Annotated in this window: 23 protein-coding genes and 2 pseudogenes; 9 read left to right on the plus strand and 16 right to left on the minus strand. The window is 64.8% G+C overall.

Annotated features, from left to right (window positions below; all coding sequences use genetic code 11):
• The first annotated feature begins 106 nt into the window (after positions 1 to 106).
• Positions 107 to 1,609 carry an exopolyphosphatase gene (ppx, locus tag NP552_RS14740; protein ID WP_043863389.1) on the plus strand — a complete coding sequence of 501 codons (1,503 nt, stop codon included), beginning with the start codon at positions 107 to 109 and terminating at the stop codon, positions 1,607 to 1,609.
• On the opposite strand, the gene ppk1 is transcribed toward ppx, so the two are convergent.
• Both ppk1 and hemB read right to left on the minus strand, forming a co-directional pair.
• A complete protein-coding gene (gene ppk1 / locus NP552_RS14745; protein ID WP_043863388.1) occupies positions 1,596 to 3,830 on the minus strand; it encodes a polyphosphate kinase 1 in 2,235 nt (744 codons plus the stop codon). The genes ppx and ppk1 overlap by 14 nt on opposite strands.
• Positions 3,831 to 3,849: 19 nt before the next feature.
• On the minus strand, positions 3,850 to 4,860 hold the full coding sequence (gene hemB / locus NP552_RS14750) for a porphobilinogen synthase (protein WP_043863387.1): 1,011 nt from the start codon (positions 4,858 to 4,860) through the stop codon (positions 3,850 to 3,852).
• Positions 4,861 to 5,067: 207 nt separating this feature from the next.
• Here hemB and NP552_RS14755 point away from each other — a divergent pair, with 207 nt between their 5' ends.
• Entirely contained in the window at positions 5,068 to 5,709 is a 642-nt protein-coding gene (locus NP552_RS14755; RefSeq protein ID WP_043863386.1) for a DedA family protein, read from the plus strand.
• Positions 5,710 to 5,825: 116 nt separating this feature from the next.
• Positions 5,826 to 6,494, plus strand: a complete 669-nt coding sequence (gene elbB / locus NP552_RS14760) for an isoprenoid biosynthesis glyoxalase ElbB (RefSeq protein WP_043863385.1) — start codon at positions 5,826 to 5,828, stop codon at positions 6,492 to 6,494.
• A gap of 4 nt (positions 6,495 to 6,498) precedes the next feature.
• Here elbB and NP552_RS14765 read toward each other — a convergent pair whose 3' ends face one another.
• Positions 6,499 to 6,960, minus strand: a complete 462-nt coding sequence (locus NP552_RS14765) for a YaiI/YqxD family protein (RefSeq protein ID WP_043863384.1) — start codon at positions 6,958 to 6,960, stop codon at positions 6,499 to 6,501.
• A 98-nt stretch (positions 6,961 to 7,058) separates the two neighbouring features.
• Positions 7,059 to 8,582, minus strand: a pseudogene (locus tag NP552_RS14770) (FTR1 family protein); the annotation flags it as partial.
• A gap of 428 nt (positions 8,583 to 9,010) precedes the next feature.
• On the opposite strand from NP552_RS14770, the gene NP552_RS14775 reads away from it, so the two are divergent.
• The 4 genes from NP552_RS14775 to NP552_RS14790 are packed head-to-tail and all read left to right on the plus strand — an operon-like array spanning position 9,011 to position 12,152.
• On the plus strand, positions 9,011 to 10,402 hold the full coding sequence (locus NP552_RS14775) for a COG3014 family protein (RefSeq protein WP_054915494.1): 1,392 nt from the start codon (positions 9,011 to 9,013) through the stop codon (positions 10,400 to 10,402).
• A 14-nt stretch (positions 10,403 to 10,416) separates the two neighbouring features.
• The gene (locus NP552_RS14780; protein WP_043863382.1) at positions 10,417 to 10,791 is read left to right on the plus strand and encodes a YcfL family protein; all 375 of its coding nucleotides are present in this window, start codon (positions 10,417 to 10,419) and stop codon (positions 10,789 to 10,791) included.
• A 29-nt stretch (positions 10,792 to 10,820) separates the two neighbouring features.
• Positions 10,821 to 11,408, plus strand: a complete 588-nt coding sequence (gene lpoB / locus NP552_RS14785) for a penicillin-binding protein activator LpoB (protein WP_043863467.1) — start codon at positions 10,821 to 10,823, stop codon at positions 11,406 to 11,408.
• 3 nt (positions 11,409 to 11,411) lie between these two features.
• Positions 11,412 to 12,152 carry a hypothetical protein gene (locus NP552_RS14790; protein WP_043863381.1) on the plus strand — a complete coding sequence of 247 codons (741 nt, stop codon included), beginning with the start codon at positions 11,412 to 11,414 and terminating at the stop codon, positions 12,150 to 12,152.
• Positions 12,153 to 12,275: 123 nt separating this feature from the next.
• On the opposite strand, the gene NP552_RS14795 is transcribed toward NP552_RS14790, so the two are convergent.
• The 3 genes from NP552_RS14795 to NP552_RS14805 form a co-directional block, all read right to left on the minus strand.
• Positions 12,276 to 12,908, minus strand: a complete 633-nt coding sequence (locus NP552_RS14795; RefSeq protein ID WP_043863380.1) for a LysE family transporter — start codon at positions 12,906 to 12,908, stop codon at positions 12,276 to 12,278.
• Between the two features lie 85 nt (positions 12,909 to 12,993).
• The gene (locus NP552_RS14800) at positions 12,994 to 13,581 is read right to left on the minus strand and encodes a mechanosensitive ion channel family protein (RefSeq protein ID WP_043863379.1); all 588 of its coding nucleotides are present in this window, start codon (positions 13,579 to 13,581) and stop codon (positions 12,994 to 12,996) included.
• Complete coding sequence (locus tag NP552_RS14805; protein WP_058541744.1) at positions 13,581 to 15,491, minus strand: ATP-binding cassette domain-containing protein; 1,911 nt, start codon at positions 15,489 to 15,491, stop codon at positions 13,581 to 13,583. Before NP552_RS14805 ends, NP552_RS14800 begins: the two co-directional genes overlap by 1 nt.
• A 50-nt stretch (positions 15,492 to 15,541) precedes the next feature.
• On the opposite strand from NP552_RS14805, the gene NP552_RS14810 reads away from it, so the two are divergent.
• A complete protein-coding gene (locus NP552_RS14810; protein WP_058541743.1) occupies positions 15,542 to 16,018 on the plus strand; it encodes a TIGR02444 family protein in 477 nt (158 codons plus the stop codon).
• Here the strand turns inward: NP552_RS14810 and NP552_RS14815 are convergent.
• Positions 15,994 to 16,992: an AlgP family protein gene (locus tag NP552_RS14815; RefSeq protein ID WP_078480670.1), complete on the minus strand. Its 999-nt coding sequence runs from the start codon at positions 16,990 to 16,992 to the stop codon at positions 15,994 to 15,996. The genes NP552_RS14810 and NP552_RS14815 overlap by 25 nt on opposite strands.
• Positions 16,993 to 17,219: 227 nt before the next feature.
• Between NP552_RS14815 and NP552_RS14820 the strand changes: the two genes are divergently transcribed.
• Positions 17,220 to 17,885, plus strand: coding sequence for an FKBP-type peptidyl-prolyl cis-trans isomerase (locus tag NP552_RS14820; RefSeq protein WP_078480668.1), 666 nt, complete (start codon positions 17,220 to 17,222; stop codon positions 17,883 to 17,885).
• A gap of 25 nt (positions 17,886 to 17,910) precedes the next feature.
• Here NP552_RS14820 and NP552_RS14825 read toward each other — a convergent pair whose 3' ends face one another.
• The 8 genes and pseudogenes from NP552_RS14825 to NP552_RS14860 all read right to left on the minus strand — a co-directional run.
• Positions 17,911 to 18,381 carry an Rsd/AlgQ family anti-sigma factor gene (locus NP552_RS14825; protein ID WP_043863375.1) on the minus strand — a complete coding sequence of 157 codons (471 nt, stop codon included), beginning with the start codon at positions 18,379 to 18,381 and terminating at the stop codon, positions 17,911 to 17,913.
• A gap of 232 nt (positions 18,382 to 18,613) precedes the next feature.
• Positions 18,614 to 19,135 (minus strand): disulfide bond formation protein B, encoded by a 522-nt coding sequence (locus tag NP552_RS14830; protein ID WP_043863374.1) that lies wholly within the window; start codon positions 19,133 to 19,135, stop codon positions 18,614 to 18,616.
• Positions 19,136 to 19,345: 210 nt separating this feature from the next.
• Positions 19,346 to 20,584 carry a heme biosynthesis HemY N-terminal domain-containing protein gene (locus NP552_RS14835; RefSeq protein ID WP_054915489.1) on the minus strand — a complete coding sequence of 413 codons (1,239 nt, stop codon included), beginning with the start codon at positions 20,582 to 20,584 and terminating at the stop codon, positions 19,346 to 19,348.
• Positions 20,581 to 21,714, minus strand: a complete 1,134-nt coding sequence (locus tag NP552_RS14840; protein WP_274096859.1) for a uroporphyrinogen-III C-methyltransferase — start codon at positions 21,712 to 21,714, stop codon at positions 20,581 to 20,583. Before NP552_RS14840 ends, NP552_RS14835 begins: the two co-directional genes overlap by 4 nt.
• Positions 21,715 to 21,760: 46 nt before the next feature.
• Positions 21,761 to 22,528 carry a uroporphyrinogen-III synthase gene (locus NP552_RS14845; protein ID WP_274096860.1) on the minus strand — a complete coding sequence of 256 codons (768 nt, stop codon included), beginning with the start codon at positions 22,526 to 22,528 and terminating at the stop codon, positions 21,761 to 21,763.
• A complete protein-coding gene (gene hemC / locus NP552_RS14850) occupies positions 22,525 to 23,466 on the minus strand; it encodes a hydroxymethylbilane synthase (RefSeq protein WP_043863370.1) in 942 nt (313 codons plus the stop codon). The genes NP552_RS14845 and hemC overlap by 4 nt, the downstream gene beginning before the upstream one ends.
• Positions 23,467 to 23,583: 117 nt before the next feature.
• Positions 23,584 to 24,330, minus strand: a complete 747-nt coding sequence (locus NP552_RS14855) for a LytR/AlgR family response regulator transcription factor (protein ID WP_043863369.1) — start codon at positions 24,328 to 24,330, stop codon at positions 23,584 to 23,586.
• Positions 24,327 to 24,434 (minus strand): annotated as a pseudogene (locus NP552_RS14860) (sensor histidine kinase); the annotation flags it as partial. The pseudogene NP552_RS14860 and the gene NP552_RS14855, both read right to left, overlap by 4 nt.
• Between the last annotated feature and the right edge of the window lie 87 nt (positions 24,435 to 24,521).

Here is a 24,521-nt window from a genome sequence, read left to right on the forward strand (position 1 = left end):
AAAAAAGACTCGCAACTGCGTCAGGTCAAGCCTTGCCACACTGCGCGTTGGCGTCGGCGGCGGATCGTGGCACGATTGCCGGGTTATCGACCGAGAACCCATCACCATGCCGCAAAACCCAGCCAAGAATCTGTCCCTGATAGCCGCCATCGACCTGGGCTCCAACAGTTTTCACATGGTCGTGGCCAAGGCCCACCACAACGACATTCGCATCCTGGAGCGGTTGGGGGAAAAGGTTCAGCTGGCCGCCGGCATCGACGAAGAGCGCCAGCTCAGCGAAGAGTCCATGCAACGCGGGCTCGACTGCCTCAAGCGCTTCGCCCAGCTGATCAACGGCATGCCTGACGGCGCGGTGCGCATCGTCGGCACCAACGCCTTGCGCGAAGCGCGCAACCGCGGCGAATTCATCCGCCGCGCCGAAGCCATTCTCGGACACCCGGTGGAGGTGATTTCCGGCCGTGAAGAAGCACGCCTGATCTACCTGGGCGTCTCCCATACCCTCGCCGACACCCCCGGCAAGCGCCTGGTGGCCGACATCGGCGGCGGCAGTACCGAATTCATCATCGGCCAGCGCTTCGAGCCCCTGCTGCGCGAAAGCCTGCAGATGGGCTGCGTGAGCTTCACCCAGCGTTACTTTCGCGACGGCAAGATCACCCCGGCGCGCTATGCCCAGGCCTACACCGCCGCGCGCCTGGAGCTGATGAGCATCGAGAATGCCCTGCACCGCCTGACCTGGGATGAAGCCATCGGCTCCTCGGGCACCATCCGCGCCATCGGCCTGGCCCTGAAGGCCGGCGGCATGGGCAACGGCGAGGTCAACGCCGAAGGTCTGGCCTGGCTCAAGCGCAAACTGTTCAAGCTGGGCGATACCGACAAGATCGATTTCGAAGGGGTCAAGCCCGACCGGCGCACCATCTTCCCGGCGGGCCTGGCGATCCTGGAGGCGATCTTCGACGCGCTGGAACTGCAACGCATGGACCACTGCGAAGGTGCCCTGCGCGAAGGCGTGCTGTACGACCTGCTGGGCCGCCACCACCACGAAGACGTGCGCGAACGCACCCTGACCTCGCTGATGGAGCGCTACCACGTCGACCAGGGGCAGGCGGCACGGGTCGAGCGCAAGGCGCTGCATGCCTTCGACCAGGTGGCCAAGGCGTGGGATCTTGAAGACGGGATCTGGCGCGAACTGCTGGGCTGGGCGGCCAAGGTGCACGAAGTGGGCCTGGACATCGCCCACTATCATTACCACAAGCACGGCGCCTACCTGATCGAGCACTCCGACCTGGCCGGCTTCTCCCGTGAAGACCAGCAGATGCTGGCACTGCTGGTGCGCGGGCACCGGCGCAACATCCCCAAGGACAAGTTCGCCGAATTCGGCGACGACGGCGTGAAGCTGATTCGTCTGTGCGTGCTGCTGCGCTTCGCGATCCTGTTCCACCACATCCGCGGCACCCAGCAGATGCCGACGGTCAAGCTGCATGCCGCCGGCCAGAGCCTGGATGTGGAGTTCCCGGCCGGCTGGCTGGAACAGAACCAGCTGACCCAGGCCGATTTCGGCCTGGAAGCCGAATGGCTGGCCCGGGTCGGCTTTACCCTCAGCGTACGATAAGCACCGGGTTGCTCAGGCGCTCGAGCAGAGTGGCCTGGGCACTGCGCGGGTTCTGGTTGCCGGTCGGCGTGCTGCGCACATAGCGGCCGTCCGACTGCAGCAGCCACGCGTGGGTGTTGTCGGTCAGGTACCCCTCCAGCTCCTTCTTCACCCGCAGGATCAGCTTCTTGCCCTCCACCGGGAAGCAGGTCTCGACACGCTTGTCGAGGTTGCGCTCCATCCAGTCGGCACTGGAAAGGAACATCTGCTCTTCCCCGCCATTGAGGAAGTAGAACGCCCGGGTGTGTTCCAGGAAGCGCCCGATGATCGAGCGCACGTGGATGTTGTGCGAAACGCCCGGAATGCCCGGACGCAGGCAGCACATGCCACGCACCACCAGGTCGATGCGCACGCCCGACTGGCTGGCCTTGTACAACGCCTTGATGATCTTGGGGTCGGTCAGCGAGTTGAACTTGGCGATGATGTGCGCCGGCTTGCCTTCCAGGGCGAACTGGGTCTCGCGCGCGATCATGTCGAGCATGCCCTTCTTGAGGGTGAACGGCGCGTGCAGCAGCTTCTTCATGCGCAGGGTCTTGCCCATGCCGATCAGCTGGCTGAACAGCTTGCCGACGTCCTCGCACAAGGCGTCGTCGGAGGTCAGCAGGCTGTAGTCGGTGTACAGGCGGGCGTTGCCGGCGTGGTAGTTGCCGGTACCCAGGTGCGCATAACGCACGATCTCGCCGGCCTCGCGCCGCAGAATCAGCATCATCTTGGCGTGGGTCTTGAACCCGACCACGCCATAGATCACCACCGCACCCGCCGCTTGCAGGCGGCTGGCCATCTGCAGGTTGGACTCTTCGTCGAAACGCGCGCGCAATTCGATCACCGCGGTGACCTCCTTGCCGTTACGCGCCGCGTCCACCAGCGCGTCGACGATCTCGGAGTTGGCGCCGCTGCGGTACAGGGTCTGGCGCACGGCCAGCACGTGCGGGTCTTTCGCCGCCTGACGCAGCAGGTCGACCACCGGAGTAAACGACTCGAAGGGGTGCATCAGCAGGATGTCCTGCTTGCTGATGACACTGAAAATGTTCTCGCTGTTCTGCAACAGCTTGGGAATCGCCGGAGTGAACGGCGTGTACTGCAGCTCCGGGTGGCTGTCCAGGCTGGTGATGCTGAACAGGCGCGTGAGGTTGACCGGGCCATTGACCTGGTACACCTCGTGCTCGCTCAGGCTGAACTGCTTGAGCAGGTAGTCGGACAGGTGCTTGGGACAGGTATCGGCCACTTCCAGGCGCACCGCATCGCCATAGCGACGCGAGAACAGCTCGCCACGCAGGGCGCGGGCCAGGTCTTCGACGTCCTCGGAGTCCAGCGCCAGGTCGGCGTTGCGGGTCAGACGGAACTGGTAGCAGCCCTTGACCTTCATGCCCTGGAACAGGTCGTCGGCGTGCGCATGGATCATCGACGACAGGAACACGTAGTTGTCGCCGGGGCCACCGACGTCTTCCGGCACCTTGATCACCCGCGGCAGCAGACGCGGCGCCGGAATGATCGCCAGGCCCGAATCACGACCGAACGCATCGATGCCTTCGAGCTCGACGATGAAGTTCAGGCTCTTGTTCACCAGCAGCGGGAACGGGTGGGTCGGGTCCAGGCCGATCGGGGTAATGATCGGCGCGATCTCGTCGCGGAAGTAGCGGCGCACCCAGGTCTTGAGCTTGGTGGTCCAGTGTCGCCGGCGGATGAAGCGAATCTGGTGCTTTTCCAGCTCCGGCAGCAGCACGTCGTTGAGGATCGCGTACTGGCGGTCCACTTCGCTGTGCACCAGCTCGCTGATGCGCGCCAGCGCCTGGTGCGGCTGCAGGCCGTCGGCGCCGGCCTGCTCGCGAGCGAAGGTGATCTGCTTCTTCAGGCCCGCCACACGAATTTCGAAGAACTCATCCAGGTTGCTGGAAAAGATCAGCAGGAACTTCAGTCGCTCCAGCAGCGGGTAGGACTCGTCCAGCGCCTGCTCCAGCACGCGGATGTTGAACTGCAGCTGGGACAATTCGCGATGGATGTACAGGCTGCTGTCGTCCAGGCCCGGCACGGCAATCGCCGGCACCGCCGGGGCCGGAGCCACCACGGGCGCCTCGGCTTCGACCACCGGCGCGGGCTCGAGGTCCGGCGGGGTTTCGACCAATTGCTCGGGCACCGGCTGGGCATCCTTCACTTCGACTTCGGTAAGTGCTTCGTTATTCATCTAGCGTTCCTGAAGGGCGTTACTGCCCTCTCATCAATTGTGCGGCGCGAACAGCGAAATAGGTCAGGATGCCGTCGGCGCCCGCCCGTTTGAAAGCGGTGAGGGATTCGAGGATAACCCCTTCCGAGAGCCAGCCGTTCTGGATCGCGGCCATGTGCATCGCGTACTCGCCACTGACCTGGTAGACGAAGGTCGGCACCTTGAACTCGTCCTTGACCCGCGCAAGGATATCCAGATACGGCATGCCTGGCTTGACCATTACCATGTCGGCGCCTTCGGACAGGTCGGCGGCCACTTCATGCAGGGCCTCGTTGGTGTTGGCCGGGTCCATCTGGTACGAGGCCTTGTTGGCCTTGCCCAGGTTCAGCGCCGAGCCGACCGCGTCGCGGAACGGGCCGTAGTAGGCGCTGGCATACTTGGCCGAGTAGGCCATGATGCGCACGTTGACATGACCGGCCAGCTCCAGGGCTTCACGGATCGCCTGGATCCGCCCGTCCATCATGTCCGACGGGGCCACCACCTGGGCGCCGGCCTCGGCATGCGACAGCGCCTGGCGCACCAGAGCGTCGACGGTGATGTCGTTCTGGACGTAGCCTTCCTCGTCGAGGATACCGTCCTGGCCGTGGGTGGTGAACGGGTCCAGTGCCACGTCGGTGATCACCCCCAGCTCCGGGAAGCGGTCGCGCAGGGCGCGGGTGGCGCGCTGGGCAATACCGTCCGGGTTGTAGGCTTCGGCGCCATCCAGCGACTTCCTGTCCAGCGGGGTCACCGGGAACAGGGCCAGCGCCGGAATACCCAGCTTCACCCACTCCTCGGCGGCCTGCAGCAGCAGGTCGATGCTCAGGCGCTCCACGCCGGGCATCGAGGCGACTTCCTCGCGACGGTTTTCGCCGTCCAGCACGAACACCGGCAGGATCAGGTCGTCAACAGTCAGTGTGGTTTCGCGCACCAGGCGACGGGAAAAGTCGTCACGGCGGTTGCGACGCAGGCGAGTGGCAGGAAACAAACGGTTAGCGGGGGTAAAGCTCACGGCAGACTCCTGAGCCCGCGCAGGCGGGCGAGCGCGACAGTTATAAGCAGCCATTATGACGCCCGTATGACGACCTGAGGCAACCCTGCGACTTATGGACGCATTCATTCTCCTTGTAGGAAATGTTCACGTCGAGACACATTTGGACACTTTCCCTAAAGCCTCCCAGGGGGTAGGCTGCGCGTTCATTTCGCCAGCACCCAGAAAATGCTTGAACAATTCCTGCAGGATTTCGGCTATTTTGCCCTTTTTCTAGGCACCTTTTTTGAAGGTGAGACCATACTGGTTCTCGCCGGATTTCTTGCGTTCCGTGGCTACATGGATATCAACATGGTGGTGCTGGTTGCCTTCTTCGGCAGCTATGCCGGCGACCAGCTGTGGTACTTCATGGGGCGTCGTCACGGGCGCAAGCTGCTGGCGCGCAAGCCGCGCTGGCAGATGATGGGGGACCGTGCGCTGGAGCACATCCGCCGCCACCCCGACATCTGGGTGCTGAGTTTCCGTTTCGTCTACGGCCTGCGCACGGTGATGCCCGTGGCCATCGGCCTGTCCGGCTACCCGCCGCGCCGCTACCTGCTGCTCAACGGCATCGGTGCCGCGGTATGGGCACTGGCCCTGGGCGCGGCCGCCTACCACTTCGGCGCCATCCTCGAAGGGCTGCTGGGCAACGTGAAGAAGTACGAGCTGTGGGTACTCGGTGCCCTGGTGGTACTGGGCGCCCTGCTGTGGCTGCGCCGGCGCTTCAAGGCCGCCCGCATTGCCCGCCAGGAAGCCGCCGAGGCCCAGGCCGAACAGGCGCGGGCCCAGGCCCGGGAGCAGCACACTGGCGAAGGTGGCGACCGGCCATAGGCCTGGCTGCTCGCTCTCACGACTGAACACTCCCCCTGCATTGCGATCTATGTAGAGAGCCTGGCGAGAATGGCCAAATCAGGGGACATTTAGCGCCTTGAACGGGAGTAGTGAGCATGACCAAGAAAAAAGTTGCGGTGATCCTTTCCGGTTGCGGTGTGTACGACGGTGCCGAAATTCACGAGAGCGTCATCACCCTGCTGCGCCTTGACCAGCGTGGCGCCCAGGTGCAGTGCTTTGCGCCAAACATCGCGCAGATGCATGTGATCAACCACCTTACCGGCGAAGAGATGCCCGAAACGCGCAACGTGCTGGTGGAGTCGGCGCGCATTGCGCGCGGCGAGGTCAAGGACCTGCGTGAAGCGAATGCGGACGACTTCGACGCACTGATCGTGCCCGGTGGCTTCGGCGCTGCGAAAAACCTCTCCAACTTCGCCGTGGAAGGCGACAAATGCTCGGTCAACCCCGATGTGCTCGCACTGGCCGAAGCCTTCGCCGAAGCGGGCAAGCCGGTGGGCCTGATCTGCATTTCGCCGGCCCTGGCGGCCAAGATCTACGGGCCAGGCGTGGTCTGCACCATCGGCAACGATGCCGACACCAGCGCGGCCGTGGTCAAGATGGGCGGCACCCATGAAGAATGCGATGTGCACGACATCGTCGAAGACACTCAGCGCAAGCTGGTCAGCACCCCCGCCTACATGCTGGCGCAGAGCATCGGCGAGGCGGCGGGCGGGATCTACAAGCTGGTCGACCGGGTGCTGGAACTGACCCACGAGGCCGACTGAGGCATCACTGCGGGTAGGCGCGTGCCAACCGCGTGAGAATGCGGTCCAGCGCATTGGCGAAGGCCTGTTTCTCACGCTCGCCGTAGGGCGCCTGCCCACCACCGACCTGGCCCTGCTCGCGCAGGTCGGTGAACAGGTTGCGCACCGCCAGCCGCTCGCCCATGTTGCGCTCGTCGAATTCGCGGCCACGCGGATCGAGCGCGGCCACCCCCTTCTTGACCAGCCGATCGGCCAGCGGCACATCGCTGCAGATCACCAACTCGCCGGGCACGGCGTGTTCCACCAGGTAGTCGTCGGCAGCATCCGGCCCACTGGGCACCACGATGAGCCTGACGCAGGCAAAGGCCGGCTTGATCTGGCCCTGACCGGCGACCAGCACCACCTCGAACTGGCGCTTGAGGGCAAATTTTACCAGTTGGTCCTTGGCCGCCTTGGGGCAGGCATCGGCGTCGATCCAGACACGCATGGTTGGGTTATCCACCGCAAAGAGAACAAGGGGCACAGTATCCCTGCATTGGCGCGGCGTTGCAGCATTCGCCGACAAGCCAGCAAAGGGGCCCTCGATCAGTGCACCGAAACCCGCCGCCCTGCCAGCCAACTGCGCCCGTACAACACCGCAATGGCCACCAGCGCCAATGCCTGCGCGGCCAGCGAATACGCATCGGCATGAATCCCCAGCCAGTCGAAGTCGAAGAACGGCACTGGCCGCGTACCGAACACCCCCGCCTCCTGCAACGCCTTCACCCCATGCCCGGCAAACACCACCGACAACGCGCACAGCAGCGCCGCGTTGATGCTGAAGAACAGCGACAGCGGCAACTTCGCCGACCCGCGCAGAATCACCCACGCCAGACCCACCAGCAGCACCAGCGCCGTCGCCCCGCCGGCCAGCACCGCATCGTGCGCCGCAGGCCCGGCCTGCAGCCACAGGGTTTCGTAGAACAGGATCACCTCGAACAGTTCGCGGTAAACCGAAAAGAACGCCAGCACGGCAAAGCCGAAGCGGCCGCCGCCCCCCACCAGGCTGCTCTTGATGTAGTCCTGCCAGGCCGCCGCATGGCGCCGGTCGTGCATCCACACCCCCAGCCACAGCACCATCACGCAGGCGAACAGGGCGGTGCAGCCCTCCAGCAGTTCACGCTGTGCGCCCCCCACGTCGATCACGTAGGCAGCCAATGCCCAGGTGGCAAAGCCCGCCACCAGGGCCAGCGCCCACCCCACGTTGACGCTGCGCACCGCCGACTGCTGCCCGGTATTGCGCAGGAAGGCCAGAATCGCCGCCAGCACCAGGATTGCCTCCAGCCCCTCGCGCAGCAGAATCAGCAGGCCGGAGATGAAGCTCAGCGACCAACTCAGGCCATCGCCACCCAGCAGCTTGGCCGATGCTTCGAGCTTGGCCTTGGCCGCCGCCAGGCGTTGCGTCACCTGCTCCACCGGCAAGCCGTCCTGCAACCCCTGGCGGTAGGCCATCAGGGCCTTTTCGGTGTTCTTGCGCAGGTTGGCATCGACGTTGTCCAAAGCGCTTTCCACCAGCTCGAAGCCCTCCAGGTACGCCGCCACCGACAGGTCGTAGGCCTGCTCGTGGTCGCCGGCACGATAGGCGGCCAGGCTCTGTTCGAGGGTGGTGGCGGTGTAGTCGATCAGTTGGCCAGGGCCGCGTTGCGCCGCTGGCGGCTTGGCGCGCTGGGCGCGAAAGGCGGCCGCCGCCTCGCCACCCTGGGTGTCACGCACCTGCGCCGGGGTGAGCTGCGCCAGTTCGGCCAGGCTGAAGCGCCGGTCGGCCTGCCCAGCACCAGGCTCGGCGCTGAAGCCGGCAATGTAGCTGGCCACATCCCAGCGCTGGCGCTCGTCGAGCTGGTCGGCGAACGCCGGCATGTCGCTGCCCTCGATGCCCTGCTCCATCACCCGGTACAGCTCGGCCAGGCTCAGGGTGTCGAGCCGCGCCGCCTGGCGCAGATCGCCCGGCGGTGGTTCCAGCCCCAACCCCGCCGGCCCATCGCCGGCGCCGCCGTCACCGTGGCACACCGAACAGTGCTGGGCGTACAGCGGTGCACCGCGGGCCGGGTCCGGGGTAATCAGCGGCGCTTGCGGCGCGGCACTGCTCAAGGCACTGCCCAGGGCCAGCAGCGGCCCTAGCAGCCAGGCGAACACACGGGGGCGGGGCATCATGGGAGCCAATCTCGAACAGGAATGAGGAGGATTGCATTGTTCACTTCCACTTGCGCCGGCTCAAGCACCACCCGGAAGTTTCATGAAAAATTTTGAAACAAGTTTATCTCCTACCCCGGGAATCGACTTATTCCTACACCACACGGGAAATGTGACTACTGGCACATCCAAGAAAAAATGAAGCACAAGGCCATTAATTAGCCAGTCATTGCGTCTATAATGCCGCGCCTTTCGTTATAGCGAATGGAAATACAGGCTCCTCTGCTAAGAGGATTTGGAACTAGCGTCCAAAGGGATCACCGCCACTCGCCGGCGCCTAACGTCACTTTTCAGGGAAGAGATTCAAGATGGCCTCCCGTGTCCTCACCGTCGCCACGCTGTGCGCGATCGTCCAACTGACGGGCTGCGCAGCGTTTCGCAGCTACGACAGCGAACTCCAGGAAACCAACCAGCAGCTGGCCAGCGGCAACGTCGACGCGGCCCTGGCCCTGCTGGAAAAGAACAACAAGGGTGAGGACAAGGACCTTCTCTACTACTTCGAGAAAGGCGAACTGCTGCGCTCCAAGGGCGACCTGAGCGGCAGCCAGGATGCCTGGCGCGAAGCCGATAGCGTGGTGTTCAAGTGGGAAGAGTCGGTGAAGCTGGACACCGCCAAGTACCTGAGCCAGTTCGGCAGCTACCTGGTCAACGACAAGGTGCGCCGCTACGAAGGCTACGACTACGAAAAAGTCATGCTGACCACCCAGATGGCCCTGAACCTGCTGGCTCAGAATGATTTCGACGGTGCCCGCACCGAAATCAAGAAAACCCACGAACGTGAGGCCGTGATCGCCGAGCTGCGCGACAAGGAATACCTCAAGCGCGAAGAAGAGGCCGAGAAGGAAGGCGTCAAGACCGAGTACAAGGACCTGCAGGGCTACCCGGTGGCCGCCCTGGACGCGCCTGAAGTGGTCGGCCTGAAGAACAGCTACCAGAGTGCGTTCAGCCACTACCTGTCCGGCTACGTATACGAAGCACTGGGCGAAAAAGGCCTGGCTGCACCGGGCTACCGCAAGGCGGCCGAACTGCGCCCGAACACCGCGCTGCTCGAGCGTGCGCTGCTCGACCTCGACAAGCCTGCCGCCAAGGGCGCCGACAGCGACGTGCTGATCGTGGTGCAGAGCGGCCTGGCGCCGGCCCGCGACTCGGTGCGCATCCCCCTGCCCCTGCCAATCAGCGGCAATCTGGTGATCACCCCGCTGTCGTTCCCGATCATCAAGGAAGACACCTCCACCGCGCACTTCAGCGAGATCTACCTGAACGACAAGACCCTCTCGCTGACCGCGCTCAACAGCACCACCGCCATGTCGCGCCGCGCGCTGCGTGACGACATGCCAGGCATCATCCTGCGCACCAGCGTGCGCGCCATCACCCGTGGCGTGGCGCAAAAGCAGCTCAACGACGTCAACCCGCTGGCTGGTCTGGCCGTAGGCATCGCCTCGGCCGTCACCGAAGGCGCCGACACCCGTACCTGGCGCACCCTGCCGGACGACACCCTGGTTGCCCGCGTGCGCCTGGCCCAGGGCGAGCACCAGCTGAGCCTGCCGTCGAACCTGGGCGGCAGCAAGATCGCCGTGAAGATCGATCGCCCCTATCAGGTCGTGGCCCTGCGCGTCGTGGGCAACCGCGTCTACGCCGGTGGCCCGGCCCTGCAAGTCACCCAGCCTGCGCCGGCCGCCGCCGTCGCCAGCCTCAAGTAAGCCAAGGAATCGCCATGCGCCTCAAGCTTCTCGCCGCGCTCGCCACCGCCACCCTGCTGGCCGGCTGCGCCACCCCACCACCGCCCGCACCGGGCAGCGCCGCCAGCAAGGTGGTCGTGATGGGCAAACTGAGCAACATCGATATCGGCCCGATGCGGGTTGCCCGCGAAAACGGCTTCATGACCGTCAAGGTCTCGCTGACCAACACCAGCCGCAGCAACAAGACGATGTTCTATCGCTTTGCCTGGCTGGGCAACGACGGCTTCCCGGTCGCCAGCGAAGAAAGCTGGAAGACCCTGAGCCTGTACGGCTCGCAGTCCACCGTACTGCCAGCGATTGCCCCGGTCCCCCAGGCCACTGACTTCCGCATTGAAGTCCAGGCCCAGTAATTTTCAATTTTCAGGAGATGCTCAACATGATGTTCGCTCGTTTTTCCCTGCTGGCCGTAGTGGTCGCGCTGGCCAGCGGCTGCGCCAACAACTCCCCTGTACTGGGCGGCAAGAACATTGGCTACGGCGATAGCAAGGCCGTTGAACTGGTCACCAACGAGTTCGGTTCCACCGACCTGCAGATGATCGCCGAAAGCATGACCCGCTCGCTGGCCCAGTCCGGCATCCTGCAGGGCCGTCCGGTGGTTCAGGTCTACGACGTGAAGAACAAGACCAGCGAGTACATCGATACCCGCGAGATCACCACCTCGATCAAGACCCAGCTGATGAAGACCGGCACCGCCCGCTTCGCCAGCGACAACAACCAGATGCAGAGCCAGGTCGACCAGCTCAAGCTGCAGAACCAGAGCGGCCTGTACAAGAAGAACACCGTGGCCAAGACCGGCAACATGATCGCTGCCAAATACCGCCTGGAAGGGTCGATCAGCTCGATCGTCAAGCGCAGCAGCGACTACAAGGACGTGTTCTACAAGTTCAGCCTGCAGCTGATCGACGTGGAAAGCGGCCTGGCCGAGTGGATGGACGAAAAAGAAATCCGCAAGACCACGGAGCGCTAAGCAATGCGTGCATGGATGGGCATCATCGGCCTGGCTTGCGCGTTCGGCGTGCAAGCGGCCCCCAAGGTAGCGGTCACCGACCTGGCTTATCAGGAGCGCGTGGAGCAGTACATCCACATGGTCTCGGCGAGCAGCAACTCGAATGCGAGCATGTACCACGCCAACGCGTCGTCCAGCTACAGCGAGTTCGAAAGCAGCCAGAGCTACATCGAGCAGACCGAGCTGCGCAAGTTCAGCGGTGACATCAAGGGCGAGATCCTCAAGTCCGGCATGTTCCAGCTGGTGCAGGGCACGCCGTACACGGCCAAGGCCAAGCAGGACGTGTATGACGTGATCGCGCGGATCAAGGCGGGCAACTACAAGGGCGCCGACTACGTACTGTTCGGCACCCTGTCGGATATCGACTTCCAGCGCGATATCACCTCGATCGACAACACCAACAGCTACTCGGCGATCCTGGGCCTGACCCTGGTGGCCGATTTCAGCCTGATCAACACCCGTACCTACGAGATCACCTCGGCGTTCACCGCCATGGGTGAAGGCCAGGACACCAAGCTGGTGAACAGCCAGGACGTGCGGGTCAGCCTGAACCGTCCGCGGGTGGTGCGTGAAGTGTCCAAGGAACTGGGCATGGATGTGGCCAGACAGCTCAAGGAGCAGCTGGTGGGTGTGATGCCGGATCAGGAACGTGCGCCGATGCGCAACAACCTGCCGCCGGATGAACCGGCGCAGATCTTGCGCTGAGCATGCAAAAGGCGACCCTCGGGTCGCCTTTTTTATTGGGTGTCTGTGCTGGCCTCTTCGCCGGCAACGCCGGCTCCCACAAGAACAGTGGTGACCCGCGATGGAAGGCGCAGCCTTCCGGTCTTAGACCGGCGCCCGGCGAATGGTCGCCAGCAATGTCGCCGCACCCAGGAACAACCCGGCAAACGTGCGGTTCATGCGCCGCTGCTGCCGGGGCGTGCGCAACAGGCGCAACACCCGCGCCGCCAACCCGGTATAACCCGCCATCACCAGCAGGTCCACCGCCACCATGGTGCCGGCGATCGTCAGGTACTGCGGCAGCAGCTCGGCATGCGGATTGATGAACTGCGGCAGCACCGCAAGCATGAAGATCAGCGCCTTGGGGTTGCTGACGTTGACCAGAAAACCACGGAACACCAGGCTCAGCGGCTTGCCGATGGGGCGTACCGTCGAGTCGTCGGCCAGGTCTGCCGGCAGCGCTCGCCACTGTTTCACGGCCAGGTAGATCAGGTAGGCAACGCCAAACCATTTGATGACCTGGAACGCGGTAGCCGAGGCAGCGAGTACCGCGCCCACGCCGGCGGCAATGATCGCGATCTGCATCACCAGCCCCAACTGCAGGCCCAGCGCGTTCCAGTAGCCGCGCCAGAAGCCGTACTGCAGGCCGCAGGACATGGACGCAATGGCCCCCGCCCCCGGCGAAAGACTGATTACCCAACAGGCAGCAAAAAAAGCCAACCACGTTTCCAGCGACATCACACACCTCGGCCCGGACCCTTGTTCAAGGGTTCCACGCTAATGCGCCGCTGAAAAAATCACCACATTTTTTTGCAGCCGGTGTTCAGGCCCCGGGTTTCGGGCTTTCGCTTACCACGGCCAGGCCGTCCGAACCGCGCCAGCGGCGCACGCTCTTCTGGAAGAACTGGCTGTTGGGCACCTGCACCAGTGCGCCGCCCGCCTCGGGCAGTTCGACCAAGGTGGTGAACAGCAGGTTGATCGCGGTCACGCGGCCCTTGACCCCCGGCTTGTCGAGTGTCTCGACCAGCTCGACAACGTCGCCGATGCGAAACGGCCCCACGGTGAAGATCAGCACCGCGCAGAGCAGGTTGGACAGTACGCTCCACATCGCGAAGAAGGCCACCGCCGCCACCGCGACAAAGCCCGACAGGGCCGTCCACAGCACCGTGGCCGAAACACCCAGGCGCTCCAGCACGAAGATCAGCGCGCTGCCCATGATCAGCCAGCGCAAGCCGCCGCGCAGCGGCACCATCAGCTCCGGCGGCAACGGGTAACGCTCGCTCAGGCGAGTCAGGCAGCGCGCCACCAGGCGTTGCAGCAGGTACGCCGCGACCAGGATCAGCAGTATCTGCAGGCCCATCCAGAAGGGGCCGATCCACTCGACCGGCAGCAATCCCTGCATCGACTCCATCAGGACAACGCCTCCAGCTCGGCCTGCATGCTTTCAAGCACTTCGAGCGCTTGCATCCAGGCTTCTTCCAGCTCGCCTTCGCGCACCTTCAGCTTGGCCTGGCGGGCCAGCAGCTCGCGCAGCTCGTCCTTGCGCGCCGCTTCATACAGCGCGCTGTCGCTCAGGCTGGCATCGACCCCGGCCAGCTCTTCATGCAACTTGGCCAGCTCGGCTTCGAGCTTGTCGGCCTGGCGCTTGTGCGGGGCCAGTTGCTGGCGCAACGCCGCCGCAGCCTGGCGCTGGGCCTTCTTGTCGGTCTTGTCGGGGTTGACCGGTGTGGTGCTGACCGGGGCATTGCGCTGACGATACTCGACCAGCCAGCGGGTGTAGTCGTCGAGGTCGCCATCGAAGGTCTCGACCTTGCCGTCTGCCACCAGCAGGAAGTCGTCGGTGGTGCTCTTGAGCAGGTGACGGTCGTGGGACACCACCAGTACCGCGCCACTGAACTCCTGCAGGGCCATGGTCAGTGCCAGGCGCATCTCCAGGTCCAGGTGGTTGGTCGGTTCGTCGAGCAGCAGCAGGTTGGGCCGCTCCCAGGCAATCAGCGCCAGGGCCAGGCGGGCCTTTTCGCCGCCGGAGAAGTTCAGCACCGGCTCGTCGATGCGCGCACCGCGAAAATCGAAACCGCCGAGGAAGTCGCGCAGGGTCTGCTCGCGCTCGGTGGGGGCCAGGCGCTGCAGGTGCAGCAGGGGGCTGGCCTTGCTGTCCAGCGAATCGAGCTGGTGCTGGGCAAAGTAGCCCACCACCAGGTTCTCGCCGCGCACCAGGCGTCCGGCCAGCGGCTCCAGCTCGCCGGCCAGGTTCTTGATCAGGGTCGACTTGCCGGCGCCGTTGGGGCCCAGCAGGCCGATGCGCGCACCCGGGGTGAGCTGCAGCTTGACCTTCTCCAGCACGGTCTTGTCGCCATAGCCCAGGCGGGCTTCGGCAAGGTCGAGCAGCGGGCTGGAGATCTTCTCGGACTCGCGGAAGGTGAAGTCGAACGGCGAGTCGACATGCGCCGCCGAAAGCTCCTCCATGCGCTCCAGTGCCTTGATGCGGCTTTGTGCCTGGCGCGCCTTGGTGGCCTGGGCCTTGAACCGGGCGATGTACTTTTCCATGTGGGCGCGTTGCGCCTGCTGCTTCTCGTACGCCTGCTGCTGTTGCGCCAGGCGTTCGGCACGGGCGCGCTCGAAGGCGCTGTAGCCGCCGCGGTAGAGGGTCAGCTTGCACTGTTCCACGTGTGCCACGTGGTCGACCACCGCATCCAGGAAATCGCGGTCGTGGGAAATCAGCAGCAGCGTGCCGGGGTAGCTCTTGAGCCAGTCTTCAAGCCACAGGATCGCATCCAGGTCCAGGTGGTTGGTGGGCTCGTCGAGCAGCAGCAGGTCGCTGGGGCACATCAGTGCCTGGGCCAGGTTCAGGCGCATGCGCCAGCCGCCGGAGAAGTCGCCGACGCGCCGGTCCATCTGTTCGTTGCTGAAGCCCAGGCCGGCCAGCAGCTTGCGGGCGCGGGCATCGGCGGTATAACCGTCGGCGCTGTCGAGCTCCACATGCAGGCGGGCCAATGCATTGTTGTCGTGCGCGGCCTCGGCGGCTGCGAGCGCAGCCTGTACCTCGCGCAGGCGCACGTCGCCATCGAGCACATAGTCCACCGCCAGGCGATCGAGGGTATCGACCTCCTGGCGCATGTGCGCGATGCGCCAGTCGCCGGGCAGCTGGCATTCGCCCGAATCGGGCGTGAGCTCACCGCGCAGCAAGGCGAACAGGCTGGATTTGCCGGCGCCGTTGGCACCGATCAGGCCGGCTTTCTGGCCGGCGTGCAGGGTCAACTCGGCGCCTTCTAGCAGGCGCTGGGGACCACGCTGTAAAGTGAGGTTCGAAAGTCTGATCATAATGGCCGCGGAGTCTACCAGCTTCGATGGCAACTGGCGCGAGTAGGACCATGCACACCGACCTGTGGAATTTCGCTCTGCACCTGTACGCCCGGCCGGGCGTGGAGGCTGCCTGCCTGGCCTTGCAGGACGAAGGGGCCGATGTGTGCCTTCTGCTGTGCGGGGCGTGGCTTGAAGCCGGCAGGGCCGGGGTGACCCCCGAGCGCGTACAGCACCTGCAACAGCTGGCCGCTGCCTGGCAGCAGCATGTGGTGACACCGCTGCGTCAACTGCGCCGGCAATGGCGTGCAGACGCGCAGCACGACCCGCAGCTGACGCACTTGCGCGAGCAGGTCAAGGCACTGGAACTGGAGGCGGAGCGAACATTGCTGGCGCGCCTGCAACAGGCTAGCGAAGGCTGGATGAATCAGGGTGTGGCAGGTGACTGGCTGGCCGTGCTGGCCCCCCAGGGCACCCGGCACCACGACGCGCTGCAGGTGCTGCGCGTCGTGGCGGTGGCGGATCAGGAAGCAGTCGAGGGCGACTGAGTCACTGGGGTCGTCACGGGTGCAGCGGCAGGCGAAGCAGCCGGTGCGGCCGTGGTGGCCGCAGCAGGTGCCGAAGTCGCCGGTTTGGCAGCAGCGGGTTTGGCGGCCGGCTTGGCGGGTGCGCGGGTAGCGGCGGGCTTGGCGGGGGCCTTGGCAGCAGCAGGCTTGGCAGCTGGCTTGGCCGGAGCCTTGGCAGCGGCGGGTTTGGCAGCTGGCTTGGCGGCTGCAGGTTTGGCAGGCGCCTTGGCCGCAGCAGGTTTGGCAGCTGGCTTGGCCGGAGCCTTGGCCGCAGCAGGTTTGGCAGCTGGCTTGGCGGGCGCCTTGGCAGCGGCAGGTTTGGCAGCTGGCTTGGCGGGGGCCTTGGCGGCTGCGGGTTTGGCAGCAGACCTTGCCGGAGCCTTGGCGGCTGCAGGTTTGGCAGCTGGCTTGGCCGGAGCCTTGGCAGCGGCTGGCTTGGCCGCGGCAGTTTTGGCCGCTGGCTTGGCGGCGGCTTTGGTAGCGGCTGGCTTGGCTGCAGCCTTGCGGGCCGGGGCCTTGGTGGCCGACTTGGCCGCTACCGGAGCAGCCTTGGCCGAACGCGAGGTCAGGGCCTTGGACGCTGCTTCCTGCACCTTGCCGACGCCTTGGGCGAGCTTCAGGCTTTCCTGCGCATCACGCTTGAGCTGCACGATGTACAGGCGGGTTTGCGACTGGCGATCCTTGAGCGAATCGAGCAGGGTTTCCAGTTCGCCTACGGCGCCCTTGGCCTTGTTCTGCGCCTTGTTCTTGCCGGCGACCGCAGCGTCCTGAAGTTTGAGACGCGACTTGTGAAGTTTTTCCTGCGCCTTGCCCCGTTGTTTTTCCAACTTGGCCAACAGTTTTTCAGCATCAGCCAGTGCTTGCGAGCAGGCACTTTCCAGATGCTCGAGCAAACTGCCCGAGAGTTGATGTAGCAGGTGTAATGGCGTACTGACTGGCTTCTTACTGGCCGACATGGCTTACCTCCTGGCTGACGAGAATGCGGCTCATACTAGACCTTCTGCTGCTACCGCCGCTAGGGCATGTTGACAGTAAGTAGGACGCCGCGTTGCATGCCTGGGCAAAGTTGTTATGGCTGCAGCTGCGCACAAGTGTAGATGCTGTTAAAAAGGCTGTCGGAATTTGCTCTATGCAAAGATTCATCCGGCCCTCACCATGCACTCAAACCACCCGGAGTGAGCCTGTGCCACGCTACCTGTTACTGCTCTTGCTGCTCGCCCTGCCCTGCGCATTCGCAGACACCACCGAGCCACCGGCAAGTGCTCACGACCTGTCCTATAGCGTCGGCGCCAGCCTGGGTGAACGGTTGCGCAACGAGATGCCCGAGCTGCAGCTCGATGCCTTGATCCAGGGGTTGCAACAGGCCTACGCGAACAAGCCCCTGGCAATCAGCCAGGCACGGCGCGAAGCGATTCTCAGCCAGCACGAGGCCCAGGCCAGCGAGGCCGCCGAGCAGTCGCAGGTGGAAATGCTGATGGCGGTGGAAACCCGTTACTTGGCCACCGAACGAGCCCGTGCCGGAGTACGAGAACTACCCGAAGGCGTACTGGTGACCGAACTGGTCAAGGGCAATGGTGCCTCACCCAGGGCCGATGGCCGGGTGCAGGTACGCTACGTCGGCAAGCTGCCCGATGGCAGCGTGTTCGACCAGAGCGAACAACCGCAGTGGTTCAGCCTCAAGAGTGTGATCGAGGGCTGGCAGGTGGCGTTGCCACAGATGGCTGTCGGGGCGAAATGGCGTGTGGTGATTCCGTCGGCCAAGTCCTACGGAGCCGATGGCGCAGGCGATCTGATTCCGCCGTTCACGCCACTGATCTTCGAGATCGAACTACTGGGGGTTGCCGACTGAATGTCGGCAACGGAGGAGACAGGGATCAGGCCTGGACGGCCTCTTCTTCCTTGTGCGCGTTGTGCAGCACTTCGATCAGGCAATCCTCAAGCTCGAAGCGCTCGTGGAGCAGGCTGCCCAGCTCGCTGAGCTTCTTGGCGAAGCGCTCCTGGTCGGTACAGTTGCCCTTGTCGCAGTGATCGTTGAAAGCCGACGCGATATCGGTAATGGCACTGATACGAGGGCTGATCTGCTTCGCCAGTTCCAGGCCCTTGTCATCTCCGAACGCCTTGGCTTCAGCCACCAACTGCTCACTGACCTCGAAGTGCCAGGCGGAGACGTAATCGACCAGTATCGCGCAGAAGCCGAGGTTCTTGTCCTTGTCCGCAAAGGCCGGTTTGGCATCGCGCAATGCGCGAAAGGCCGTGACCAGTTCGGCCCGCTCGTCCAGCCAGCGGTCAATCAGCTTGTGAACCCCACCCCAGCGTTCCTGAGCATTCTGACAACTATCTAACATGGCGGTGTCTTCCCTTCTGGGTCATGCCGCTGCGCCCCGTCGTGCGAGGTATGCACAACAAAGGGAGAAAGCAGCAGAACGGCATCGAGCAGCAGTGTTTTGGGTATGCGTGCAAGGGAGATTATTCCCGCGCGCCCTTGCCTTCAAGGTACGCAGGCGACAAGTTTCATACAAGTGTTTAATCGCCGCACCCGCGGCCATCGGTCGATTGCCTGGCCCCCGCCGGCAAGCGTCAGGGTTTCAATGACTTGCCCGTGGCCGCTGGCTGCACGTACAGCAGCCGCGCCAACGCCAGCGCCGCCAGCAGCAGGAAGGCCAGCAGGCTCCACTCCGGCAGGCTCAGGTCCAGAAAGCTCCAGGTGATCGAAGCGCAATCGGCCGAACCGAGCAGCATGGCGTGCAGCACGTCGGCAAGGCTGCCTTGCTCGATGAGCGCACCGAGGGGCATCGAGCAGGCCTCACCCGCCGCCACCCCGCTGCCCTGCAACCAGATCTGGCGCACCGCCAGCAAGCCGCCCCCCAGCGCCAGGCCCAACGCCGCAGCCGCATAGCGACGCGCACCCGGCTGACCCGGTGCATGCAGGCGCGCGGCCAGGCAGACACCGGCAAACACAACCAGCAATACACGCTGGCTCTGGCACAGCGGGCAAGGCACCAGCCCTTTGGTGAATTCGAGGTAAAACGCACCGGCGAGAATCAGTAACGACGCGACGAAAGCCAGGGAGAACAATGAGCGCAAACAGGCCAATGGCATGGCAAGTCCAGGTGCGGGAAAGACATGTAACAACGGTAGAGGAAAATCGAGCCTTGTTTCAAGGCACGACAGGCGCGATAAATCGCTGAAACATAAGGGAAGTGTCGAAGAGTTGAGGTGGATATTTCCTCTGTAACTCAGCGAAAAGTTACCCACCCCCGCAACCAGCCAAACAGTACGGGTTTAACCTGGGGCTAAACCCGTACGACGTCAGGCCCGGACGGCTTCAGGCAGAGGCAAGGCCAGCAGGCGCTCATCCAACAGGCCCAGGCCCTCCTGAAACAGCTGGTTGCTGCGCTCGGTGTCGCCCAGGCCGGCCAGCAGACGGGCCAGCTCGGCGCAGGCCTCAGGGTTGCGCTGCCGGCGCAGGCTGTCTTCGAAGTAGTCGCGCGCCTTGCCCCACAGACGATTCTGCAGGCTCAGACGACCCAGGGTCAGCAACAGGCTGGGATCGTCCGGGTGCTGCTTGAGCCAGCCCTCGGCCGTCTGCAACTGACGCGCCGGGTCGCCGCCTCGCACCAGCCCGTACAGCCGGGCCAGGTGGCTTTCGTATTCGCGCTGCAGGGCCGTACGCAGGACCTTCTCGGCGTCGCTTTCGGCGCCCAGCTGGCGCAGTTGCTCGGCATACGCCAGCACCAGTTGCGGCTCCTGGCGTTGTGCCGAGGTCAGTTGCTGCCAGGCACGTTCAAGGGACTGCTGTGCGGTCTGGTCGTCCTGCTCGCGGCGTGCGGCCAGGCTCAGGTTTTCGCCCCAGGCCCGCCGCTCCAACTCGCCCAGTTCCGCGGCAGACAACACCTTGTCCTTGCGCAGCTCCGGCAGCAGGCGGATCACCGCGCTCCAGTCGCCACGCTGCTGGTACAGACGCTGCAACTGGCGCAGCACCTGCACGTTGTGCGGGTGGCGCTCGTGCATCGCCTGCAGGGTCACCAACGCTGCCTCGGTGTCACCGCGGTCGACCTGCAACTGCGCGTGGGTCAGGGCGATGGCCAGCTCGGCTTGCGGCTGGCGTTCCAGGGCACGTTCCAGCAGGTTGTCGCTGTCCTCGGTGCGCCCCAGTTCGTTGGCAGCGCGGGCCGCCCCGAGGTAATAGAGCAGCGGCTGGCGTTCGGCCTCGGCAGCGCGATGCAGATGGCGCTGGGCACTGGCCCAGCGGCCCTCGGCCAGGTCCAGTTGCCCCTGCTCGATGGCCAGGCGTGTACGCCGGCTGCGGTTGCGCCGCGACCATGGGTTGACCACCCCGCCCGAGGTGAACACCAGGCCCAGCACGAAGCGCACCATCAGCACCACGAGCACCACGGCCAGCAGCAGGGCCAGGGTCGCCCACAGGCTCGACTCGTAGCGGAAGCTGTCGTAGGCGATCAGCACGTATCCGCTATGCCGGGCCACGGCGATACCCAGCAGGGTCGCGGCGACGATCGCCACCACCACCCACAGGTAGGCACGTTTCATGGGGTGCCCTCCTCATGACCTTGTGCCGCCGGCTGGCGCGTGATCGATTCTTCGGCGGGCAGGTGGCGACGCTCGAGGTAGGCCTGGACCGCACCGAGGCTGTCGGCCAGGTCCGGCGTCACTACCGACACCGGCTCGTTCGCCACCGCGTTGAGCTGTTCGAGCATCGACTGGCTCTGCTCGTTGTCGTGGTTGAAGTTGGCCAGCAGCACGCTGCGCGCTTCATCCAGCGCCTGGGCATAGACCTTCGGCTCGCCGTTGAGCGCGGCCCACTGCGCCTGCTCCAGGGTCAGGCTCAGGGCCAGGCGCACCTGGTTCAGGGCCTGGCCGGCCAGCAACGGCTTGATGTTCTTGTCGGCATTGAAATCGATACGGAAGTAGCGCGACAGCTGCGCCCACCACTGTGACCAGCGGCTGGCACCGTCGCCGTCGGCAGCCAGGCCGAACAGCGGTTCGCCGCCTTCTTCGAATTCGGGGGCCATGGCGGTGAGCTGCACTACCTGCTCGCGCAGCGCGGCCAGCTTGAGGAACAGCCCGGTGCGGTCCGGTTGCTTTACGCTGTTCAGGGTGGCCAGGCTGCGTGCCAGCTGTTCGCGGGCAGCGAACGAGGCCGGGTCGCTCTGCTCGCGCAGGATCTGGTCGGCGCCTTCGACCAGCGCCCGAGCGCTGGTGATGTCCTGCAATGCCGACAGGCGCAGGCTGGCCAGGCGCAGCAGGTGCTCGGCCTCGGCCAGGCGCCAGTCCTTGCGGCTGGCACCGAGCACGGTCTCCAGGCGCTGGCTCAGACGTTGCTGGTCGCCCTGCAATTGCGCCACCAGGCGCCGGCGCTCTTCGAGCTCGGCGGCCGGTGGCAGGTCGGCCAGGCGTGACGACAGTCGCTGCTCGCCCTGCTGCAAGGCCTGGGCCTGGGCATTCAAGGCCTGCAATTGTTCGCTCTGGAGCTGGTTGGCGCCCTGCAAGTGGCGCACCTGCCAGACACCCCAGCCACCGATTGCGACACCTGCCGCACCCAGCAGCAGGGCGAACAGTGCCAGACCGGTGCCGGCCCGCTTGGCAGGGGCGGCGGGCGTTTGCGCGGGCGCTTCTGGCGCCGGCTGCAGATCATCGTTGGGCAAGGCAGTTTCGCTCACGTATCCATCCTTTGCATTGGGGCACCTCGCCAGACAGCTTAGCGCCTTAGGAGGCGGGCGCAGGGGTTTCCTGCAACGCCGCCAGCAAAGCCGTGGCACTGGCACCACGGCAATCCACTACATTCTGTGCGCCAGCGGCGCGGGCCTGCTCGGCAACACGCGGGCTCGGCACGAACAGCGGCCACGCGGCCAGTCGCGACCAGTCGCTGCCAGCCAGCTGGCGCAGGTGTTCAAGACCCTGCCCACTGCTGACCACCACGCCGTTCAGGCGTTCCGCATCGATGCGTCGCATCAGCGTGCCGACCGGGTACTCGGGCAGGCAGCGGCGGTACAGGGGCAGATAATCGACACTAGCACCCTGCGCGGTCAATCGCTCGGCCAACAGCTCGCGACCGTCTTCGCCGCGCATGATCAGAAAGCGCGGCTGGGGCTGTGCGAAAACGTCCTGCAGCCGAGTCAGTTGCAGCAGGGCTTCGCTGTCATCCCCCAGTGGCGGGAAGTGCACTTCGCAGCCATGGGCCTGCAGGATCGCGGCGGTAGCCGCCCCCACCGTGAACCACGGCAGGGCCGGCGTGCGGGGCCAGTACTGGTCGAGCAGGGCCAGGCCGAGCCGGGCTGCCGGCTTGCTGACCACGATGACCGCAGAATAGTCGGCCAGGCCGAGCACGGTGCTGCGCTGCGCATCGGTCACCGGCAGCGCTTCGATCTCGAGCAGCGGCAGGCTGCTGCCGAACACCCCGGCCTGGGCCAGGGTCGCGGCCAGTGCCGCGCAGTCGTCGGCCGGCCGGGTCAGCAGCAGGCGCCAGCCGTTCACGGGTGGCCGGCCTCGCCATACACCGCCTTGAGAATGTCTTCGGCGCCCTGGTTCAGCAGGTCTTCGGCGACGCGTACACCCAGTGCATCCGCGTCTGCGCGCGGTGCACGTGCCTCGGCGCTGAGCAACAGGCCGCCGGCCGGTTCGCCCACCAGGCCGCGCAACCACAGCTGCTCGCCCTCGAGCACGGCGTAACAGGCGATCGGTACCTGGCAGCCGCCGTTGAGGTGCTTGTTCATGGCCCGTTCGGCCACCACGCGGTCAGCCGTATCGGCGTGGTGCAGCGGCGCGAGCAAGGCATGGATTTCGGCGTCGGTGGTGCGGCACTCGATGCCTACCGCGCCCTGGCCACCGGCTGGCAGGCTGTCGTCGACGCTGATGCTGGCGGTGATGCGGTCTTCGAAACCGAGGCGAATCAAACCGGCAGCCGCCAGGATGATCGCGTCGTACTCGCCGGCATCGAGCTTGGCCAGGCGGGTGTTGACGTTGCCGCGCAGGAAGCGGATCTCGAGGTCGGGGCGGCGGGTCAGCAACTGCGCCTGGCGACGCAGGCTGGAGGTGCCGACAATGGCGCCTGCCGGCAGTGCATCGAGGCTGGCATAGGTGTTGGAGACAAAGGCATCGCGCGGGTCTTCGCGCTCGCAGATGCAGAACAGGCCCAGGCCTTCGGGGAAGTCCATCGGCACGTCTTTCATCGAGTGCACGGCGATGTCGGCTTCCTGCTCCAGCAGCGCGGTTTCCAGCTCCTTGACGAACAGGCCCTTGCCGCCGATCTTCGACAGCGGTGAGTCGAGCAGCTTGTCGCCGCGGCTGACCATCGGCACCAGGGTCACCACCAGGCCGGGGTGTGCCTGTTCGAGGCGGGCTTTTACATAGTCGGCCTGCCACAGGGCAAGGGCACTTTTGCGCGTGGCAATGCGGATTTCACGAGTGGACATGGATCGATCCGTACGAGATAGATGCGCGGGATGATAACAGCTCAATCCGGGCTGCTAGCAGATCTATGTCAGTGGAGGGGTCGACCGTCCCTGGTCAAGCAGTGCTCCCGCCCCGCCCTAAAGCTGCTGCATCATCTTGCGTACGCCGGCCACATGGCGGCGGCTGACAATCAGGGCATCGCCATTGAGGCCCTTGAGAAAAAGCTGGAAATGCCCCAGCGGCGTGCGCTGCAGGCGTTCGATACGGTCGCGGGCCACCAGCGCGTTGCGGTGGATACGCACGAAGCGCTCGCCGAACTCGTCTTCCAGAGCCTTGAGCGGTTCGTCCAGCAGCACCTCGCCGCCCTCATGACGCAAGGTCACGTACTTGTGATCGGCGATGAAGTAGATCACCTGGTCGATGGGAATCAGCTCGATGCCCTTGCGGGTCCTGGCGCTGATGTGGCTGCGCGGCCCGTTGCCGCTTTCGGCGCCGGGGCGGGTCAGCGCTGCCAGCTGCACGCGGTTCGGGCGCTCGGCCTTGCGCAACGCGTCGCGCAGGGCATCGGCCTGAACCGGCTTGAGCAGATGGCCCAGGGTGCTGTCCTTGAACGCCTGCACGGTGAATTCGTCATCCCCCGTACAGAACACCACGGCCGGTGGCGCTTCGCGCTCGCACAACCGGGCCGCCACCTGCAGCCCGTCCATGCCGGGCATGCGGATGTCGAGCAGGACCACCTCGGGCTTGAGGCTGTCGATCAATGCCAGGGCCTCTTCGCCATTGGTGGCGCTGGGCTCCAGCACGGTATAGCCCTCCAGCTCGCCGAGCATTCGGCTCAGGCGTTCCCGGGCTTGGGGTTCGTCATCAACGATCAGGACATTCATATAGCGCTGGATTCCTGCGTGAGTCTCGCACAAGGATAGCGTAGACAGGTGAAGTGACGACCGTCACGGCGATCCACGCTCAGACTCGCACGAGGGCTAAAGATTCACTGGGAGGGCGAAACCTGCCAATCCTCTGTCCAACTGTAGACGGTTGCAGGCACGCTGCCGTTCAATCGATAAATATCCTTTTG

Origin of the sequence: Pseudomonas sp. 8209, assembly GCF_028682105.1 — a bacterium.
GTDB classification, from domain to species: domain Bacteria; phylum Pseudomonadota; class Gammaproteobacteria; order Pseudomonadales; family Pseudomonadaceae; genus Aquipseudomonas; species Aquipseudomonas palmensis.

Coding starts and splice junctions, on each gene's coding strand:
- hemC (WP_043863370.1), bottom strand. CDS start 23,466: ATGTCCACTCGTGAAATCCGCATTGCCACGCGCAAAAGTGCCCTTGCC.
- ppk1 (WP_043863388.1), bottom strand. CDS start 3,830: ATGAATAACGAAGCACTTACCGAAGTCGAAGTGAAGGATGCCCAGCCG.
- NP552_RS14835 (WP_054915489.1), bottom strand. CDS start 20,584: ATGAAACGTGCCTACCTGTGGGTGGTGGTGGCGATCGTCGCCGCGACC.
- NP552_RS14825 (WP_043863375.1), bottom strand. CDS start 18,381: ATGTTAGATAGTTGTCAGAATGCTCAGGAACGCTGGGGTGGGGTTCAC.
- NP552_RS14775 (WP_054915494.1), top strand. CDS start 9,011: ATGGCCTCCCGTGTCCTCACCGTCGCCACGCTGTGCGCGATCGTCCAA.
- NP552_RS14830 (WP_043863374.1), bottom strand. CDS start 19,135: ATGCCATTGGCCTGTTTGCGCTCATTGTTCTCCCTGGCTTTCGTCGCG.
- NP552_RS14855 (WP_043863369.1), bottom strand. CDS start 24,330: ATGAATGTCCTGATCGTTGATGACGAACCCCAAGCCCGGGAACGCCTG.
- NP552_RS14805 (WP_058541744.1), bottom strand. CDS start 15,491: ATGATCAGACTTTCGAACCTCACTTTACAGCGTGGTCCCCAGCGCCTG.
- elbB (WP_043863385.1), top strand. CDS start 5,826: ATGACCAAGAAAAAAGTTGCGGTGATCCTTTCCGGTTGCGGTGTGTAC.
- NP552_RS14755 (WP_043863386.1), top strand. CDS start 5,068: ATGCTTGAACAATTCCTGCAGGATTTCGGCTATTTTGCCCTTTTTCTA.
- NP552_RS14810 (WP_058541743.1), top strand. CDS start 15,542: ATGCACACCGACCTGTGGAATTTCGCTCTGCACCTGTACGCCCGGCCG.
- NP552_RS14800 (WP_043863379.1), bottom strand. CDS start 13,581: ATGGAGTCGATGCAGGGATTGCTGCCGGTCGAGTGGATCGGCCCCTTC.
- NP552_RS14815 (WP_078480670.1), bottom strand. CDS start 16,992: ATGTCGGCCAGTAAGAAGCCAGTCAGTACGCCATTACACCTGCTACAT.
- ppx (WP_043863389.1), top strand. CDS start 107: ATGCCGCAAAACCCAGCCAAGAATCTGTCCCTGATAGCCGCCATCGAC.
- lpoB (WP_043863467.1), top strand. CDS start 10,821: ATGTTCGCTCGTTTTTCCCTGCTGGCCGTAGTGGTCGCGCTGGCCAGC.
- NP552_RS14780 (WP_043863382.1), top strand. CDS start 10,417: ATGCGCCTCAAGCTTCTCGCCGCGCTCGCCACCGCCACCCTGCTGGCC.
- NP552_RS14790 (WP_043863381.1), top strand. CDS start 11,412: ATGCGTGCATGGATGGGCATCATCGGCCTGGCTTGCGCGTTCGGCGTG.
- NP552_RS14795 (WP_043863380.1), bottom strand. CDS start 12,908: ATGTCGCTGGAAACGTGGTTGGCTTTTTTTGCTGCCTGTTGGGTAATC.
- NP552_RS14765 (WP_043863384.1), bottom strand. CDS start 6,960: ATGCGTGTCTGGATCGACGCCGATGCCTGCCCCAAGGCGGCCAAGGAC.